The organism is Maritimibacter sp., from assembly GCF_016774595.1.
Lineage (GTDB): Bacteria > Pseudomonadota > Alphaproteobacteria > Rhodobacterales > Rhodobacteraceae > Maritimibacter > Maritimibacter alkaliphilus.
In genome coordinates, this window is the sequence record NZ_JACBWT010000001.1 from 165395 (window position 1) to 178775 (window position 13381).

A 13381-nucleotide genomic window follows, 5' to 3' on the forward strand; every position below is an offset into this window, starting at 1 on the left:
GGCATGAGGGGACACGACCGCGAACCGGGACACCGGACCGCCGCGCTGACGACGGATATACCACGGCTGGCCATGGGCCGTGTGCTGGCGCGCCAACTCGTGCCGCTTGGCGTCTTCGCCCTGCTCGCACTGGTCCTGCGCCACAGGATCGCGGAACTCGACATCGCGCACATCCGTTCGGCGCTCGCCACGGTCGGCCCGGTGCAATGGGCGCTCGGGCTTGGGCTGACCGCCGTCAGCTTCTGGGCCCTCGGGCGCTACGACGTGGTCGTCCATCGGCTGATCGGGCGCGATACGGAGCCGAAACGCGCCGCGATCACCGGGATGACGGCCATCGCGGTCGGTCAGACCGTCGGAATGGGCGCTCTCACCGGCACCTTCGTTCGCTGGCGGCTGTTGCCGGACCTCGGCCTTGGCGATGCCACACGCATTTCGGCCATCGTGACCGTCTCGTTCTTCGCGGCCTGGGCGGTGGTCACGGCCCTTACCGTGCTGACGTTCGGCGCGGCTCTGCCCCATTCCGGCCCGTTGGCCGGTCTCGTGCTCGCCGCTGCCCTCGCCCTCGCGCTTCTGTCCCTGTGGCGTCCCGGTCGCCTCGCCCGCTGGTCGCTGCCACCGCTGAAGGCGATGGGGCTGGTCTTTGGCTTCACCGCCATCGACACGCTCGCGGCGGGGGGCGTGCTGTGGGTCATGCTGCCAGACGGGGTGCAGGTCGCCCCCGGCACGCTCATCACTGCCTACCTGCTCGCGCTCGGTGCCGGGCTGGTCCTGACCACCCCCGGCGGGGTCGGCCCGTTCGAGGTCGCGCTGCTCGTCTTGCTGCCCACCGTGCCCGACGAGCCGCTTCTGGCGGCGGTTCTGGCCTATCGCGCGATCTACTACGCGGTTCCCGCGCTGATCGGCGGCGTTGTCCTCCTGCGTCGTCCCGACAGCGCCCCGGCCCCCGAACCGGCCCGCGCTGCCCTTGCCCCTGTCGATCCCGACCACCTTCCCCTCGTGGTCGAGGCCGCATTGGCGACCGCGCCGCGCGCCGAGGCGGCACTCCTTCGCCACGGTCGCTTCCAATTGCTCGCCAACGCCCGTCTTTGGCCTGCCGCTCTTGTCGCGCGGTCCGGTCAGTCGCTCATCATGCTGGGTGATCCCCTGACCCCGGATCGGCGCGCGGACGACGTGGTGTCGGACCTAACCGACCGCGCCCGCGCCACGCTGACCAGTCCTGTGATCTACAAATGCGGCGCAAGGCTTGCCGTTCTCGCCCGCAAGAAGGGTTGGGCGCTCCTCCCCGTCGCGCGCGAGGGTTGGGTCGATCCGGGCCGTTTCACGACCGATGGGCCAACGCGCCGCCAACTGAGGCGCAAGCTGCGCAAGGCCGAAGCCGCCGGGATCACGGTATCGGCCATCGCCCCCGGCGACCCGGTCCCGATCCCCTTCGACGAGATGGACGCGCTCGCCGCCCTGTGGTCCGCTGCGCGGGGCGGCGAGCGTGGGTTTTCCATGGGGGTCTGGAGCCCGGCCACGATGCGTAATGCCGCCATCTACATCGCGCGGGACGGGGCCGGGCGGATGCAGGGGTTCGTCACGGTCCACGCGAACCGGCGCGAACATACGCTCGACCTGATGCGGCAGGGCGAAGACGCGGTGGACGGATTGATGCACCTGCTCGTCACCCATGCCATCAAGGGCGCTGCCGTCGCGGGCGTGCCGCGCTTTTCCCTCGCCGCCGTGCCGACCGGCGACATCGCGGGCGAACCTGCGCTTTTCACCCGGCTGCGCGCCCTGCTCGACCATGCCACTGGTGCTGCGGGCCTGCGCCAGTTCAAGTCCGCTTTCGCCCCGGATTGGGAGACGCTCTACCTCGCCGCCCCCACGCGCACGGCCCTCGCCCTCGGCGCCCTCGACATCACGCGGGAGATTCTGCGCGACGCCTGAGCGCGCCGCGCCCCCCTTGGCATGGGTCCGCATTTCGTGGCACATCACGGCGAACCAAACGGACAAAGGCCCGGATCATGTCGCAGGACGCGCTTTCAACACTCCTTTCCGAACGCGACTGGCTGCTCGCCGACGGTGCCACCGGCACGACGCTTTTCAACATGGGTCTCACCTCGGGCGACGCGCCCGAGATGTGGAACGTGGACCACCCGGACCGCGTGCGCGCGCTCTATCAGGGGCCGGTCGATGCGGGCTCGGACATCTTCCTGACCAACAGCTTCGGCGGCACCGCGTCGCGCCTGAAGCTCCACAACGCACAGGATCGTGTGGGCGAACTCAACCGGATCGCCGCCGAACTGGGGCGCGAAGTGGCCGACAAAGCCGGACGCACCGTCATCGTCGCCGGGTCGATGGGACCGACGGGCGAGATCATGGAGCCGATGGGCCCGCTGTCCTTCGATGCCGCGGTCGAGATGTTCCACGAACAGGCCGAGGCGCTGAAGGCGGGCGGTGTCGACGTCCTGTGGGTCGAGACCATCTCCTCGCCCGACGAATACAAGGCCGCCGCACGGGCGGCCGCGCTGGCCGACATGCCGTGGTGCGGCACGATGAGCTTCGACACCGCCGGGCGCACCATGATGGGCGTGACCTCGGCCGCGATGGCCAAATTGGTCGAAACGCTGCCCAACCCGCCCATCGGCTTCGGTGCGAACTGCGGCGTGGGCGCGTCGGACCTGCTGCGCACGATCCTCGGCTTCAAACAGACCGGAACCGAGCGTCCGGTGATCGCCAAGGGCAACGCGGGCATCCCGAAATACGTCCATGGCCACATCCACTATGACGGCACGCCCGAACTCATGGCCGACTATGCCGTGATGGCCCGCGACTGCGGTGCCCGGATCATCGGCGGCTGCTGCGGCACGACGCCCGAGCACCTTGTCGCGATGCGCGAGGCGCTGGAAACCCGCGCGCCGGGCGCTGCGCCGGCCCTCGAACGGATTGCCGAGACCTTGGGCGCCTTCTCCTCGGCCTCGGACGGGACCGACGACAAAGGCCCCGCCCCGCGTGAACGGCGCGGCCGGCGCCGGGGCTGACCCTCAGGCGAACAGGTCGAGCTGATCGCCCGTTTTCGGCGGCACGCGAAACAGGTCGGTGCGCAGGTCCGGCAGGTGCTTGTTCAGCCCCAGCCGTTTCAGCGCGACCCGGAACCGCATGTCGAGCATTTCGGCATACGGCCCCTCGCCCCGCATCCGCCGCCCCCAATCGCTGATGTAGAGTCTGCCGTCGTGCATGTCGCGCAGGTGCCCCAGCACCCGGTTCGCCCGGTCCGGGTAGTGCTCGACGAGCCAGTCGTGAAACAGATCGGCCACTTCGCGCGGCAGGCGCAGCATGATCCAGCTTGCCGCCGTGGCCCCCGCATCGGCACTGGCCTCCATGATCCGCTCCATTTCGCTGTCCGACAGGCCGGGAATGACCGGCCCCAGCATCGCCCGCACCGGCACCCCGGCCTCGGACAAGGCCCGGATCGTGGCGAGACGCCGGGCGGGCGCCGGCACGCGCGGCTCCATCCGACGGGCGAGCTTCGGGTCCAGCGTCGTCACCGAAACGCCGACATGCACCAGCCCGTCACGGGCCATGTCGGACAGGATGTCGATGTCCCGTTCGATCAGCGTGCCCTTGGTCACGATCCCGACCGGATGGCGGAAATCGCGCAGCACCTCGAGCACCTCGCGCATCGCCCGGAACCTGCCCTCGATCGGTTGATAGGGGTCCGTGTTCGTGCCGATGGCGATGGTCGCGGGCTTGTAGGACTTGCGCGACAACTCCCGCGCCAGAACCGCCGCGATGCCGGGCCGCGCCACGAGCTGCGTTTCGAAATCCAGCCCCGGCGACAGGCCGAGCCAGGCATGACTGGGCCGCGCGAAACAGTAGATACAGCCATGTTCGCACCCCCGGTAAGGGTTCACCGAGCGATCGAAGGGCACATCGGGCGAGGAATTCCGTGTGATCGCCGAGCGCGGCGCTTCCAGCCTGACATCCGTGCGGATCGCCCGCTCCGGCTCCTGCCACCAGCCATCGTCGACCGCGACCCGCGCATGACGTTCGTAGCGCCCCGAGGCGTTGGTCGTGGCCGCCCGCCCCCGGCGCCGGTCAGGTTGAATCTGCGGTCTTTCTTCCATGATGAGAACATTAGTAGAACATTAATCCGCGCCTGCAAAGGTCGCTTCGATATTTCCAGATGTCGCAAATGGTCTGCACCGAACGGCGAAAATGGCGCATTCAGGCGGTAAATCTGCGCGAACCGCCTGAAAGGAAAGGCCTATGGCCGAGGAAGACGACGACATCATCCTGTCCGAACTCGACGACGAGGAACTCGTCGCTCAGATGATGGACGACCTCTATGACGGTCTCGCGGAAGAGATCAGCGAAGCGACCCATATTCTGCTGGACCGCGGGTGGGCGCCCTATGACGTCCTGACCAAGGCGCTTGTCGCGGGCATGACCATCGTCGGACACGATTTCCGCGATGGTATCCTGTTCGTCCCCGAAGTGCTGCTTGCCGCCAACGCGATGAAGGCTGGCATGGCGATCCTGAAGCCGCTTCTGGCCGAAACCGGCGCGCCCACCATCGGGCGCATGGTGATCGGGACGGTGAAGGGCGACATTCACGACATCGGCAAGAACCTCGTCTCGATGATGATGGAGGGCGCCGGGTTCGAGGTCGTCGATCTGGGTATCAACTGCGAAGCCGAGAAATACCTGAACGCGCTCGAAGCCGAAAAGGCCGACATCCTCGGCATGTCCGCGCTGCTGACCACCACCATGCCCTATATGAAAATCGTCATCGACGAGATGGTCGCGAAGGGCGTGCGCGAGGATTACATCATCCTCGTCGGAGGCGCGCCGCTGAACGAGGAATTCGGCAAGGCGATCGGGGCCGATGCCTACTGCCGTGACGCGGCGGTGGCCGTCGAAACCGCGAAACAGATGATGGCGCGCAAGCACAACCAGCCCAACGCGGGCTGAGTTTGGCCGACGATCTGCCACGAACCCCGCCGCCGGGTCTGGCAACCCGGCGCGGGCACGCTTAGGTTCAGGGTCTTCAAGGAGTGTCCTTCATGACCCCACGCCGCATTTTCCTGGCCCTCATGGCCCTCGCCACAGCGGGCCTTGCGATTTACGTGCTGGTCGAGGCGATCATCACCGATCACCTCACGCAGCAGGTGTTCTACGCCATTCTGCCCCTCGTCCTGTTGTTCTCCGTCGCCTGGAACGGGCTCACCAACAAACGCGACTGATCCGATGTATGGCCCCGCACTCGCCCTGATCCATGCCGAGGCCTTTTCCGACACCTTTCGCCCGGCCTTCGACTGGCTGACCGAACAGGTCTACGCCGGACCGCGACCCGCCCGCCTGTTCGATCTGGGCTGCGGCGATGGAGCTTGGCTCGATTTCGCCCGCTATCACGGCATCCCCGGTGCGGGTCTGGATGCCTCCGAGGCCTTCGTGCGCCTCGCCCTCGCCCGCAAACTCGCCGTCACGCTGGGCGATGCCGCGCGCCCGCTGGTTCCGCGGGGGACGAGCGCCATCACGGCCCTTGGCGAAGTGCTGGCCTATGCCCCTGCCGGGCTTGCGGGTGCGACACAGGCGGCGGCACAGGCGCTGCCCCCGCACGGTCTGCTCCTGTTCGACCTGATCGGCCCCGATGTCGAAGGCGGCGAAACCGAGCGGCACGGAAACGGCTGGACCATCGTGGCGAAGACCCGGATCGAGGGCGCCCGACTGATCCGCGACATCACCGTGACCACGCCGCAAGGCACGATCCAGGAAACCCACGAACAACAGATCTTCGACCCCGGAGCGGTCACCCGCCTCGTCGCCGATGCCGGGTTTTCCTGCGACCTTCTGGCAAGCTACGGTCCCTGCCCGCTTCTGCCCGGCCGCTTCGCCATCCTCGCGCGAAAACTTGCGTGATCCCGGCCCGACCCCCATCTTCTCGTCAAAGGAGATCGCCATGCCCCTCGACCGTTTCGTCCTGATCCTCGTCATCGTGATCGCCGCCGCAGGAGTCACCGTCTGGCTCGGCACAATGATCGCCGCCTCGGCGCAGCTCCCGGCAGGCTGGCTTTCGGTGATCCCCGTGGCCCTGATCGGCTATGTGGTCTGGCGCGTGATCTCGGACCGGCTGAACAATTCCGACGACGACCACTACGACAGGATCGAAAAATGATCGTGCTGACCACCGACACCTTTCCGGGGCGCGAGGTCGAACCGCTTGGCATGGTACGCGGCTCCACTGTGCGCGCCAAACACATCGGCTCCGACATCGTGGCGGGCCTGCGCAACCTCGTCGGCGGCGAGGTCAAGGAATACGCGGCGCTTCTGGCCGGCGCGCGGGAGCAGGCAATGGACAGGATGATCGCCGAGGCGCGCAGCCTCGGTGCCGATGCGATCATCGCGGCACGGCTCGAAACCTCGACCATCGCGCAGGCGGCGAGCGAAATCCTCGCCTATGGCACGGCGGTGAAATTCAGGTGATCCCCGACGACGCGGCGCTGACCGAAACCGGCCTGCCCCCGACCGGCGCGGGCCGCGTGCTCATCATCGGCTGCGGCGCGCTGGCGCGTGAAATTCTCGCCATCCTCCGCCTGAACCGCATGGATCATGTCGACCTGACCTGCCTGCCAGCGATCCTGCACAACCGGCCCGACCGGATCGCCCCGGCACTGGAAGCGGCCATAGCTGCCCATCGCAACACCTACGACCACCTGTTCGTCGCCTATGCCGACTGCGGAACCGGCGGGGCCGTGGCCGACCTCTGCGCACGCGAAGGGATCGGGATGATCGCAGGCCCGCATTGCTACAGCTTCTTCGAAGGCAACGCCGCCTTCGCGGCGCGCGGCGAGGTGACGGCGTTCTACCTGACCGATTTCCTCGCCCGCCAGTTCGACGCCTTCGTGACCAAACCTCTGGGCCTCGACCGTCACCCCCAACTACGCGACGCCTATTTCGGCAATTACGAAACGCTGGTCTATCTCGCCCAGACCGACGACGCCGCACTCGACGCAAAGGCCCGACAGGCCGCGAAAGACCTCGGCCTCGCCTACGAGCGCCGGTTCACCGGCTACGGCGACCTCGCAACCACGCTGTCGCGCCTCTGATCTTCTCTGTTTCGAAAATACTTTGGGAGGTCTGGAGGGCTAGCCCTCCAGAGGCGGCCCCGGCCGCCTGCCACCGCGACGGCCCGCCGCAGGCGGGACGGCGCAAAACCTGCGCGGGCGCCAGCCCGCACCGCTTGGGAGCAGGGGTCAGGCGGCTTCGACCGCCAGTTTGTTGATCCGCTGGATCATGGCCTTGAGCCCGTTCGAGCGTTGGGCCGACAGATGCTCCTCCAGCGAAAGCCGGCCGAGCTCGGCCTTGGCGTCGATCTTGGGCACGTCGGAAACGGCGACACCGTTGTAGAGCGCCGACAACACCGCGATGATCCCGCGCACGATCAGCGCATCGGAATCGCCCCGGAACCGGAATGTGCCGCCTTCGATCTCGGGCATCAGCCAGACCTGGCTCGCGCAGCCTTCGACCTTGGTCGCAGGCACCTTCAGCGCGTCTTCGAGCGGGTCCATGGCGCGGCCCAGATCGATGACATGGGCATACCGGTCTTCCCAGTCGTCGAGAAACTCGAAATCTTCCACGATGTTTTCGAATGCTTCGGTTGCCATCGGCCTCTCCTTTGCCCTCCACCTAGGCGCGCATGCCACAAAGGTCCAGCCCCTTGGGCGCGACATGACGATCCGGGTTTTCAAAGCGCGCGGATTCGGCTAACCCAAGGCAAGCACAGGGGGACGCACATGATTTTCCGCATCATCGGCGCATGTCTACTAGGGGTGGTTCTGACAGGGTGTTCCGGCGCCAGCCTGAACCCGCTCGACTGGTTCGGCCCCAAAGACGATATCGAACTGGTGACGCTCGAGCCGAAGGACGGCTGGGATGCGGTCGATTACGACTATCGCGGCCCCATCGCGCAGGTCACGCGGCTGAGTGTGGAGCGGGCCTCGGGCGGCTACATCATCCGCGCGGTCGGCAACCCGCCGCGCCTGGGATACTGGGAGGCCGAACTGGTCCCCGAGAACGACGAAGTGCCGGTGAAGGGCGTGATGACCTACAACTTCATGGTCGCCCCCCCGCCATGGGCCACCGCGACCTCGCGCCCGCAGGCCCGGCAGATTCACGTCGCGCATTACGTGTCGGACGTGAAACTCGGCGGCGCCCGGTCGATCCGCGTGGTCGGCGCGAACAACTCGGTCACCGCCCGGCCCTGATCGCGATAACGGAGCGGGCTGACGCCCGCACAGGGTTTGCGCCGTCCCGCCTGCGGCGGGTCGTCGCGATCGGGGAGGCCAGCCTCCCCCTTGCGCCGGAGGCGCAATTCACCCTCCGAGGTTTTCTAAAACAGAGAAGCCATCAGGTTTCGATGACCTGAACCGACTGGCCCTTCACGCCGAGCGCGAGTTCGCCGTCGCACAGGCGCAGGGCGTCCTTGCCGAACACCTCTGCCCGCCAACCCTTGAGCGCGGGAACCGAGCGTTTTCCGGCGGCGAGCAGGTCGAGGTCGGCGGCCGAGGCGATGAGCTTCTGGGCGACGCCGGTTTCTTCGCAGCGCGCTTTGAGGAGCACGCGCAGCAGATCGGCGAGCGCCGGGTTCACCTGCAACTTGTCGCGCCCGTCCTTTTCGACCTTCGGCAGATTTTCCTGCGGGCAGTCGAGACCGGCCTGCACCGCGGCGAGGATACCCTCGGCCACCTCGCCCTTGCGGGCTTCGCGCAAAAGCAGGCGGGAGCGGCCCAGTTCGCCCATGTCCTTGGGCTTGGTCGAGGCCAGTTCCATCAGCGCATCGTCCTTGTAGACGCGGCTGCGGGGGATGTTGCGCTCTTGCGCATAGGTCTCGCGAAAGCGGGCAAGCTCGCGCACGATGGCCAGAAACCGGGCCGAGTTGGTGCGGGTCTTGACCCGTTTCCATGCCTCGTCCGGGTCCACGGTATAGGTGTCGGGGTCGGTGAGGACCGAAAGCTCCTCCTTCACCCATTTTGCCCGGCCCGTCTCTTCGAGCTGGGCCTTGAGGAATTCGTAGATCACGCGCAGATGCGTGACGTCGCCGATGGCGTATTTCTTCTGCGCATCGGTCAGCGGACGGCGCGACCAGTCGGTGAAGCGCGAGGATTTGTCGAGCTGCGCCTTGGCGATCTTGCGCACCAGCGTCTCGTACCCGGCCTGATCGCCGAAGCCGCAGACCATCGCGGCCACCTGCGTATCGAAGAGCGGCGACGGGATCAGCCCCGCATCGACGTAGAAGATCTCGAGGTCCTGACGCGCGGCGTGGAACACCTTGACCACGCCTTCGTCGCGGAAAAGCTCGTAGAGCGGTTCGAGCGACAGGCCATCGGCCAGGGGATCGACCAGCACCGCGTCAACCTCGTCGTCGTCGCCCATCACGGCGAGCTGAACGAGGCAGAGTTTCGAGTAATAGGTCCGTTCCCGCAAAAATTCGGTATCGACGGTGACGTAGGGAAAGGTTGCAGCGCGGCGGCAGTAATCGGCAAGCGCTTCGGTCGTTGTAATCGTTTTCATTCTGCTTGTCTGTTTGGCGCGTCGCCCTCCCGTCTATCGGGAAATTTTCCCGATAGGAAGGGGTCAGGGCAAAACCACCTGGGTCCGGTCGCCCGTGGCGAAGCGGGCGAGCACGGCCGGGTAGAGCCGATGCTCCATCGGCAGCACGCGGGCGGCCAGATCGTCGGGCGTATCCCCCGGCAGGATCGGCACCCGGGCCTGACCGAGGATCGGCCCGCCGTCGAGTTCCGCCGTCACTTCGTGGACCGAGCAGCCCGCTTCGTCGTCCCCTGCCTCGATCGCCCGGGCATGGGTATCGAGGCCCTTGTATTTGGGCAGGAGCGACGGGTGAATGTTCAGCATCCGTCCGGCGTAGTGGTTGATGAAGGTCGGCGTCAGGATGCGCATGAACCCTGCGAGACAGATGATATCCGGCCGGGCCGCGTCCAGCGCTTCGATCAGGGCGGCCTCGAAAGCCTCGCGATCCCGACCGAACGGCTTGTGCTCGACGACCGCCGTCGCGATCCCCGTCGCCTGCGCCTTGGCGATCCCGCCTGCTGTGGCGACGTTCGACAGAACCAGAACAGGGCGCGCCGGATGGTCGCCCGTCATGCTATCCGCCAGCGCCACCATGTTCGAGCCGGAGCCGGAAATCAGGATGGCGACACGCTTCACACGATGGACCCCAAGAACTGAACGCCCTCGCCCAGCCCCATGCGGCCGATCTGAACCACCTCTTCCCCGGTCGCTTCGAGCGCCTCGGTCACCGCGCGCGCACTGGCCGCGTCGACGACAAGGATCATGCCGATCCCGCAGTTGAAGGTCTTGAGGATCTCGGACTGGCTCATCCCGCCGGTCTCGGCCAGCCATTTGAACACCGGCGGCAGGTCCCATGCGTCGAGGTCCACCATCGCCTGACCGCCCGCCGGTAGCACGCGCGGCAGGTTTTCGGTCAGACCGCCCCCGGTGATATGGGCGAGTGCATGGACGCCGCCCGCCCGGATCGCGGCGAGCGCCGGTTTGACATAAAGCTTGGTGGGGGCCAGCAGCGCCTCGCCCAGCGTGCCGTCGCCCCAAGGACAGTCGGCATCCCAGCCAAGGCCCGACACCTCGACCAGCTTACGCACGAGGCTGTAGCCGTTGGAATGCACGCCTGACGAGGTCAAGCCGAGCAGCACGTCGCCCTCGGACACGCCTTTGGGCAGGTCCGCGCCCCGCTCCATCGCGCCGACCGCGAAGCCCGCGAGGTCGAAATCGCCGTCGGCATACATGCCCGGCATTTCCGCCGTTTCCCCGCCGATCAGCGCGCAGCCGGATTGAAGGCAGCCCTCGGCGATGCCTTCGACGATGCGCGCCGCGTCATCGACCGCCAGCTTGCCGGTCGCGAAATAGTCGAGGAAAAACAGAGGCTCGGCACCTTGGCAGACGAGATCGTTCACGCACATGGCGACAAGGTCGATCCCGATCGTGTCCACGTTGCCGGTGTCGATCGCGATGCGCAGCTTTGTGCCCACGCCATCGGTGGCCGCGACGAGGATCGGGTCGGTGTAGCCCGCGCCCTTGAGGTCGAAGAGCGCGCCGAAACCGCCGAGCCCCGCCATCACGCCGGGGCGGTTCGTCCGTTTCGCCGCCGGTTTGATCCGCTCGACAAGCGCGTTGCCCGCGTCGATATCGACGCCCGCATCCGCATAGGTGATCCCGTTCTTCCCGTCCGTCATGGCAGCCCCCGTCTGGTTGCCTCGCGCCTAGCGCAGCGGCGCGGGAAAGGCAACGGCGCTTGACGCCCCGCGCCGCCCCGACTACTCAAATCGCCACGGTGGGCCTGTAGCTCAATTGGTTAGAGCAGAGCGCTCATAACGCTTTGGTTGCGGGTTCAAGTCCTGCCGGGCCTACCAGACACCTCCACCCTTCAGCGTTCGACGTGCCGCGCGAGTTTGTCGAGCGTCTGGCCGCCGAACTCGACCGCCCCGAATCCGATGACGATGCCGCGCCGTTCGGGCGTGGGATGCATCTGGCGCAGGGTCACGACGGTCTTGCCGTTGTCCTGTGCGTCGAATGTAACGAGCAGGCGGAACCGGTCGGGATCGTCGTCGGCATCGGTGCCGTGATCGGCCTCGATCAGCCGCGACGGCTCGATCCGAAGAAAGGTGATCCGGTTGGAAAACGCCGTGCCGTCCGGCGCGATCATGTCGAAGCGCCAGCGCCCACCGGGACGAATGTCGATCTCATGGGTGTCGAGCGTGAAGCCCTCCGGCCCGAACCACTGCACGATCTGCGCGGGATCGGCCCAGGCCGCGAACGCACGGTCGAGGCTGGCGGCCACCACGCGGGTCACGATGACCTCTTTGTCGAGCTGGGCCGCGGGCCACGCGGAAACGAAACCTTCAGTCATCCTCATTCTCCTGTTGTGTGCGGGCCAGATGCGCTTCGAACCGGTCGAACCGCGCCTCCCACTCCCGCCTTGCTTGTGCCAGCCAATCCTCCGCCGCCCTGAGCGCCTCGGCATTGAGCGAGACGTGGCGCGCCCTGCCCTTCCGCCGTGAGGTGATGAGACCCGCCTTTTCCAGCACGCCGAGGTGCTGGGTGAAGGACGGCAGCGCCATGTCGAAGGGCTGCGCGAGGTCGGAAACCGTCGCCGGCCCCGCACAGAGCCGCGCGATCACGGCCAGACGCGTGGGATCGGACAGCGCGGCGAAGGACGATTCGATGGAGCGAGCTTGATTAGGCATATGCCTAACTAAAGTCGGAGTCACGGTTAGGTCAACACCTAAGTTACGCCGCACTAGGGCCCGACCGCCCTGTTCTGACCTCCACCCTGCCCTGCCCGGCCATTGCCGACCGGGTTCGGGCATCGGGGCCTTGCCAAACGCCGGGTTGCGGGGTTTCGTGCCCGGCATGGAAATGCCCGCCGATATGCCCGCCCACGGGGTGATGGAAGTGATGGAACCCAGCCTGCGCCGGATCATCGCCCCGAACCCGTCGCCCATGACCTATTGGGGCACCAACACCTTCGTCCTCGGGGAAGGCGACGTCACCGTGGTCGATCCCGGTCCCGAACATGCGCCGCATCTGGAGGCGATTCTCGGCGGTCTCGCGCCCGGCGAACGCGTGGCCCGAATCCTCGTCACCCACAGCCACGTCGATCATTCGCCACTCGCGCGCGGTCTGTCGCAGGCGACAGGGGCGCCGGTGATCGCCTTCGGCTCATCGCTCGCCGGACGGTCGCAGGTCATGGCCGACCTCGTGGCGCAGGGGATGACATCGGGCGGCGAAGGCGTGGACGCGGATTTCGTGCCCGACGAAGAGATGGCGGACGGCGACAGGCTCGACCTCGGCAGCGGCCTGACGGTCGAGGCGATCTGGACCCCCGGCCATTTCTCGAACCACCTGAGTTTCGCCGTGGGCGACATCATCCTCGTCGGCGATCACGTCATGGCCTGGGCTTCGTCGCTGGTCTCGCCGCCCGACGGCGACCTGACGGCGTTCATGGCGTCCTGCGAACGCCTTATGGCCCGCGACGCGCGCATCTACTACCCCGCGCACGGCCCGGCCATCGACGACCCGCAAGCGCGCCTGCGCTGGCTCATCGAGCACCGCAAGGGCCGCGAAGCGAGCATTCTGGCCCAGCTCGCCACCGCACCCGCCACACCCGAGGCGCTCACCCGCGCGATCTACACCGACACGCCCCCCGCGCTCCTCCCCGCCGCCGAACGCAACGTCTTCGCCCACCTCATCGACCTCTGGACCCGCCAAAAGGTCACGGCCACCCCGACCCTGTCCCCGGGCGCGATGTTCACGCTGACGTAAGACGAAAATTTTGTGACGATTTCCTCTGGACGGGCCAAAA

17 protein-coding genes and 1 tRNA gene are annotated in these 13381 nt (G+C 67.0%); 11 read left to right on the plus strand and 7 right to left on the minus strand.

From position 1 onward, the window contains the following. Positions 1–3: 3 nt before the first annotated feature. Together HOY44_RS00840 and bmt are read left to right on the plus strand one after the other, a co-directional pair. Entirely contained in the window at positions 4–1929 is a 1926-nt protein-coding gene (locus HOY44_RS00840) for a phosphatidylglycerol lysyltransferase domain-containing protein (protein ID WP_287432510.1), read from the plus strand. 77 nt (positions 1930–2006) lie between these two features. Then, the gene (bmt, locus tag HOY44_RS00845; RefSeq protein ID WP_138423013.1) at positions 2007–3023 is read left to right on the plus strand and encodes a betaine--homocysteine S-methyltransferase; all 1017 of its coding nucleotides are present in this window, start codon (positions 2007–2009) and stop codon (positions 3021–3023) included. Between the two features lie 3 nt (positions 3024–3026). Here the strand turns inward: bmt and HOY44_RS00850 are convergent, their stop codons facing one another. Beyond that, a complete protein-coding gene (locus tag HOY44_RS00850) occupies positions 3027–4109 on the minus strand; it encodes a PA0069 family radical SAM protein (protein WP_287432511.1) in 1083 nt (360 codons plus the stop codon). A gap of 142 nt (positions 4110–4251) precedes the next feature. Between HOY44_RS00850 and HOY44_RS00855 the strand changes: the two genes are divergently transcribed. The 6 genes from HOY44_RS00855 (at position 4252) to HOY44_RS00880 (ending at position 7091) form a co-directional block, all read left to right on the plus strand. Then, a complete protein-coding gene (locus HOY44_RS00855; RefSeq protein ID WP_008328218.1) occupies positions 4252–4956 on the plus strand; it encodes a cobalamin B12-binding domain-containing protein in 705 nt (234 codons plus the stop codon). 92 nt (positions 4957–5048) lie between these two features. After that, on the plus strand, positions 5049–5228 hold the full coding sequence (locus HOY44_RS00860) for a hypothetical protein (RefSeq protein ID WP_040884301.1): 180 nt from the start codon (positions 5049–5051) through the stop codon (positions 5226–5228). Between the two features lie 4 nt (positions 5229–5232). Further along, positions 5233–5904 carry a methyltransferase domain-containing protein gene (locus HOY44_RS00865; protein WP_287432513.1) on the plus strand — a complete coding sequence of 224 codons (672 nt, stop codon included), beginning with the start codon at positions 5233–5235 and terminating at the stop codon, positions 5902–5904. A 40-nt stretch (positions 5905–5944) separates the two neighbouring features. Continuing rightward, entirely contained in the window at positions 5945–6160 is a 216-nt protein-coding gene (locus tag HOY44_RS00870; RefSeq protein WP_287432514.1) for a hypothetical protein, read from the plus strand. Continuing rightward, positions 6157–6468 carry a YbjQ family protein gene (locus HOY44_RS00875; RefSeq protein ID WP_008328212.1) on the plus strand — a complete coding sequence of 104 codons (312 nt, stop codon included), beginning with the start codon at positions 6157–6159 and terminating at the stop codon, positions 6466–6468. Before HOY44_RS00870 ends, HOY44_RS00875 begins: the two co-directional genes overlap by 4 nt. Further along, positions 6465–7091: a DUF1638 domain-containing protein gene (locus tag HOY44_RS00880; protein WP_287432515.1), complete on the plus strand. Its 627-nt coding sequence runs from the start codon at positions 6465–6467 to the stop codon at positions 7089–7091. The genes HOY44_RS00875 and HOY44_RS00880 overlap by 4 nt, the downstream gene beginning before the upstream one ends. A gap of 147 nt (positions 7092–7238) precedes the next feature. On the opposite strand, the gene HOY44_RS00885 is transcribed toward HOY44_RS00880, so the two are convergent. Next, the gene (locus HOY44_RS00885; RefSeq protein WP_287432517.1) at positions 7239–7649 is read right to left on the minus strand and encodes a SufE family protein; all 411 of its coding nucleotides are present in this window, start codon (positions 7647–7649) and stop codon (positions 7239–7241) included. 129 nt (positions 7650–7778) lie between these two features. On the opposite strand from HOY44_RS00885, the gene HOY44_RS00890 reads away from it, so the two are divergent. Beyond that, positions 7779–8249 carry a hypothetical protein gene (locus tag HOY44_RS00890; RefSeq protein ID WP_287432518.1) on the plus strand — a complete coding sequence of 157 codons (471 nt, stop codon included), beginning with the start codon at positions 7779–7781 and terminating at the stop codon, positions 8247–8249. Positions 8250–8391: 142 nt separating this feature from the next. Here HOY44_RS00890 and rnd read toward each other — a convergent pair whose 3' ends face one another. The 3 genes from rnd to purM form a co-directional block, all read right to left on the minus strand. Continuing rightward, a complete protein-coding gene (gene rnd, locus HOY44_RS00895; protein WP_287432519.1) occupies positions 8392–9555 on the minus strand; it encodes a ribonuclease D in 1164 nt (387 codons plus the stop codon). 63 nt (positions 9556–9618) lie between these two features. Continuing rightward, the gene (purN, locus tag HOY44_RS00900) at positions 9619–10209 is read right to left on the minus strand and encodes a phosphoribosylglycinamide formyltransferase (RefSeq protein ID WP_287432520.1); all 591 of its coding nucleotides are present in this window, start codon (positions 10207–10209) and stop codon (positions 9619–9621) included. After that, a complete protein-coding gene (gene purM / locus HOY44_RS00905; protein ID WP_287432521.1) occupies positions 10206–11252 on the minus strand; it encodes a phosphoribosylformylglycinamidine cyclo-ligase in 1047 nt (348 codons plus the stop codon). Before purM ends, purN begins: the two co-directional genes overlap by 4 nt. Positions 11253–11352: 100 nt before the next feature. On the opposite strand from purM, the gene HOY44_RS00910 reads away from it, so the two are divergent. Beyond that, positions 11353–11429, plus strand: a tRNA-Ile gene (locus HOY44_RS00910). A gap of 14 nt (positions 11430–11443) precedes the next feature. Here the strand turns inward: HOY44_RS00910 and HOY44_RS00915 are convergent. Continuing rightward, positions 11444–11926 (minus strand): SRPBCC family protein, encoded by a 483-nt coding sequence (locus HOY44_RS00915; protein WP_287432522.1) that lies wholly within the window; start codon positions 11924–11926, stop codon positions 11444–11446. Further along, positions 11919–12263: an ArsR/SmtB family transcription factor gene (locus HOY44_RS00920; protein WP_287432523.1), complete on the minus strand. Its 345-nt coding sequence runs from the start codon at positions 12261–12263 to the stop codon at positions 11919–11921. Before HOY44_RS00920 ends, HOY44_RS00915 begins: the two co-directional genes overlap by 8 nt. A gap of 166 nt (positions 12264–12429) precedes the next feature. Between HOY44_RS00920 and HOY44_RS00925 the strand changes: the two genes are divergently transcribed. Then, entirely contained in the window at positions 12430–13341 is a 912-nt protein-coding gene (locus HOY44_RS00925; RefSeq protein ID WP_287434713.1) for an MBL fold metallo-hydrolase, read from the plus strand. Positions 13342–13381: the final 40 nt, after the last annotated feature.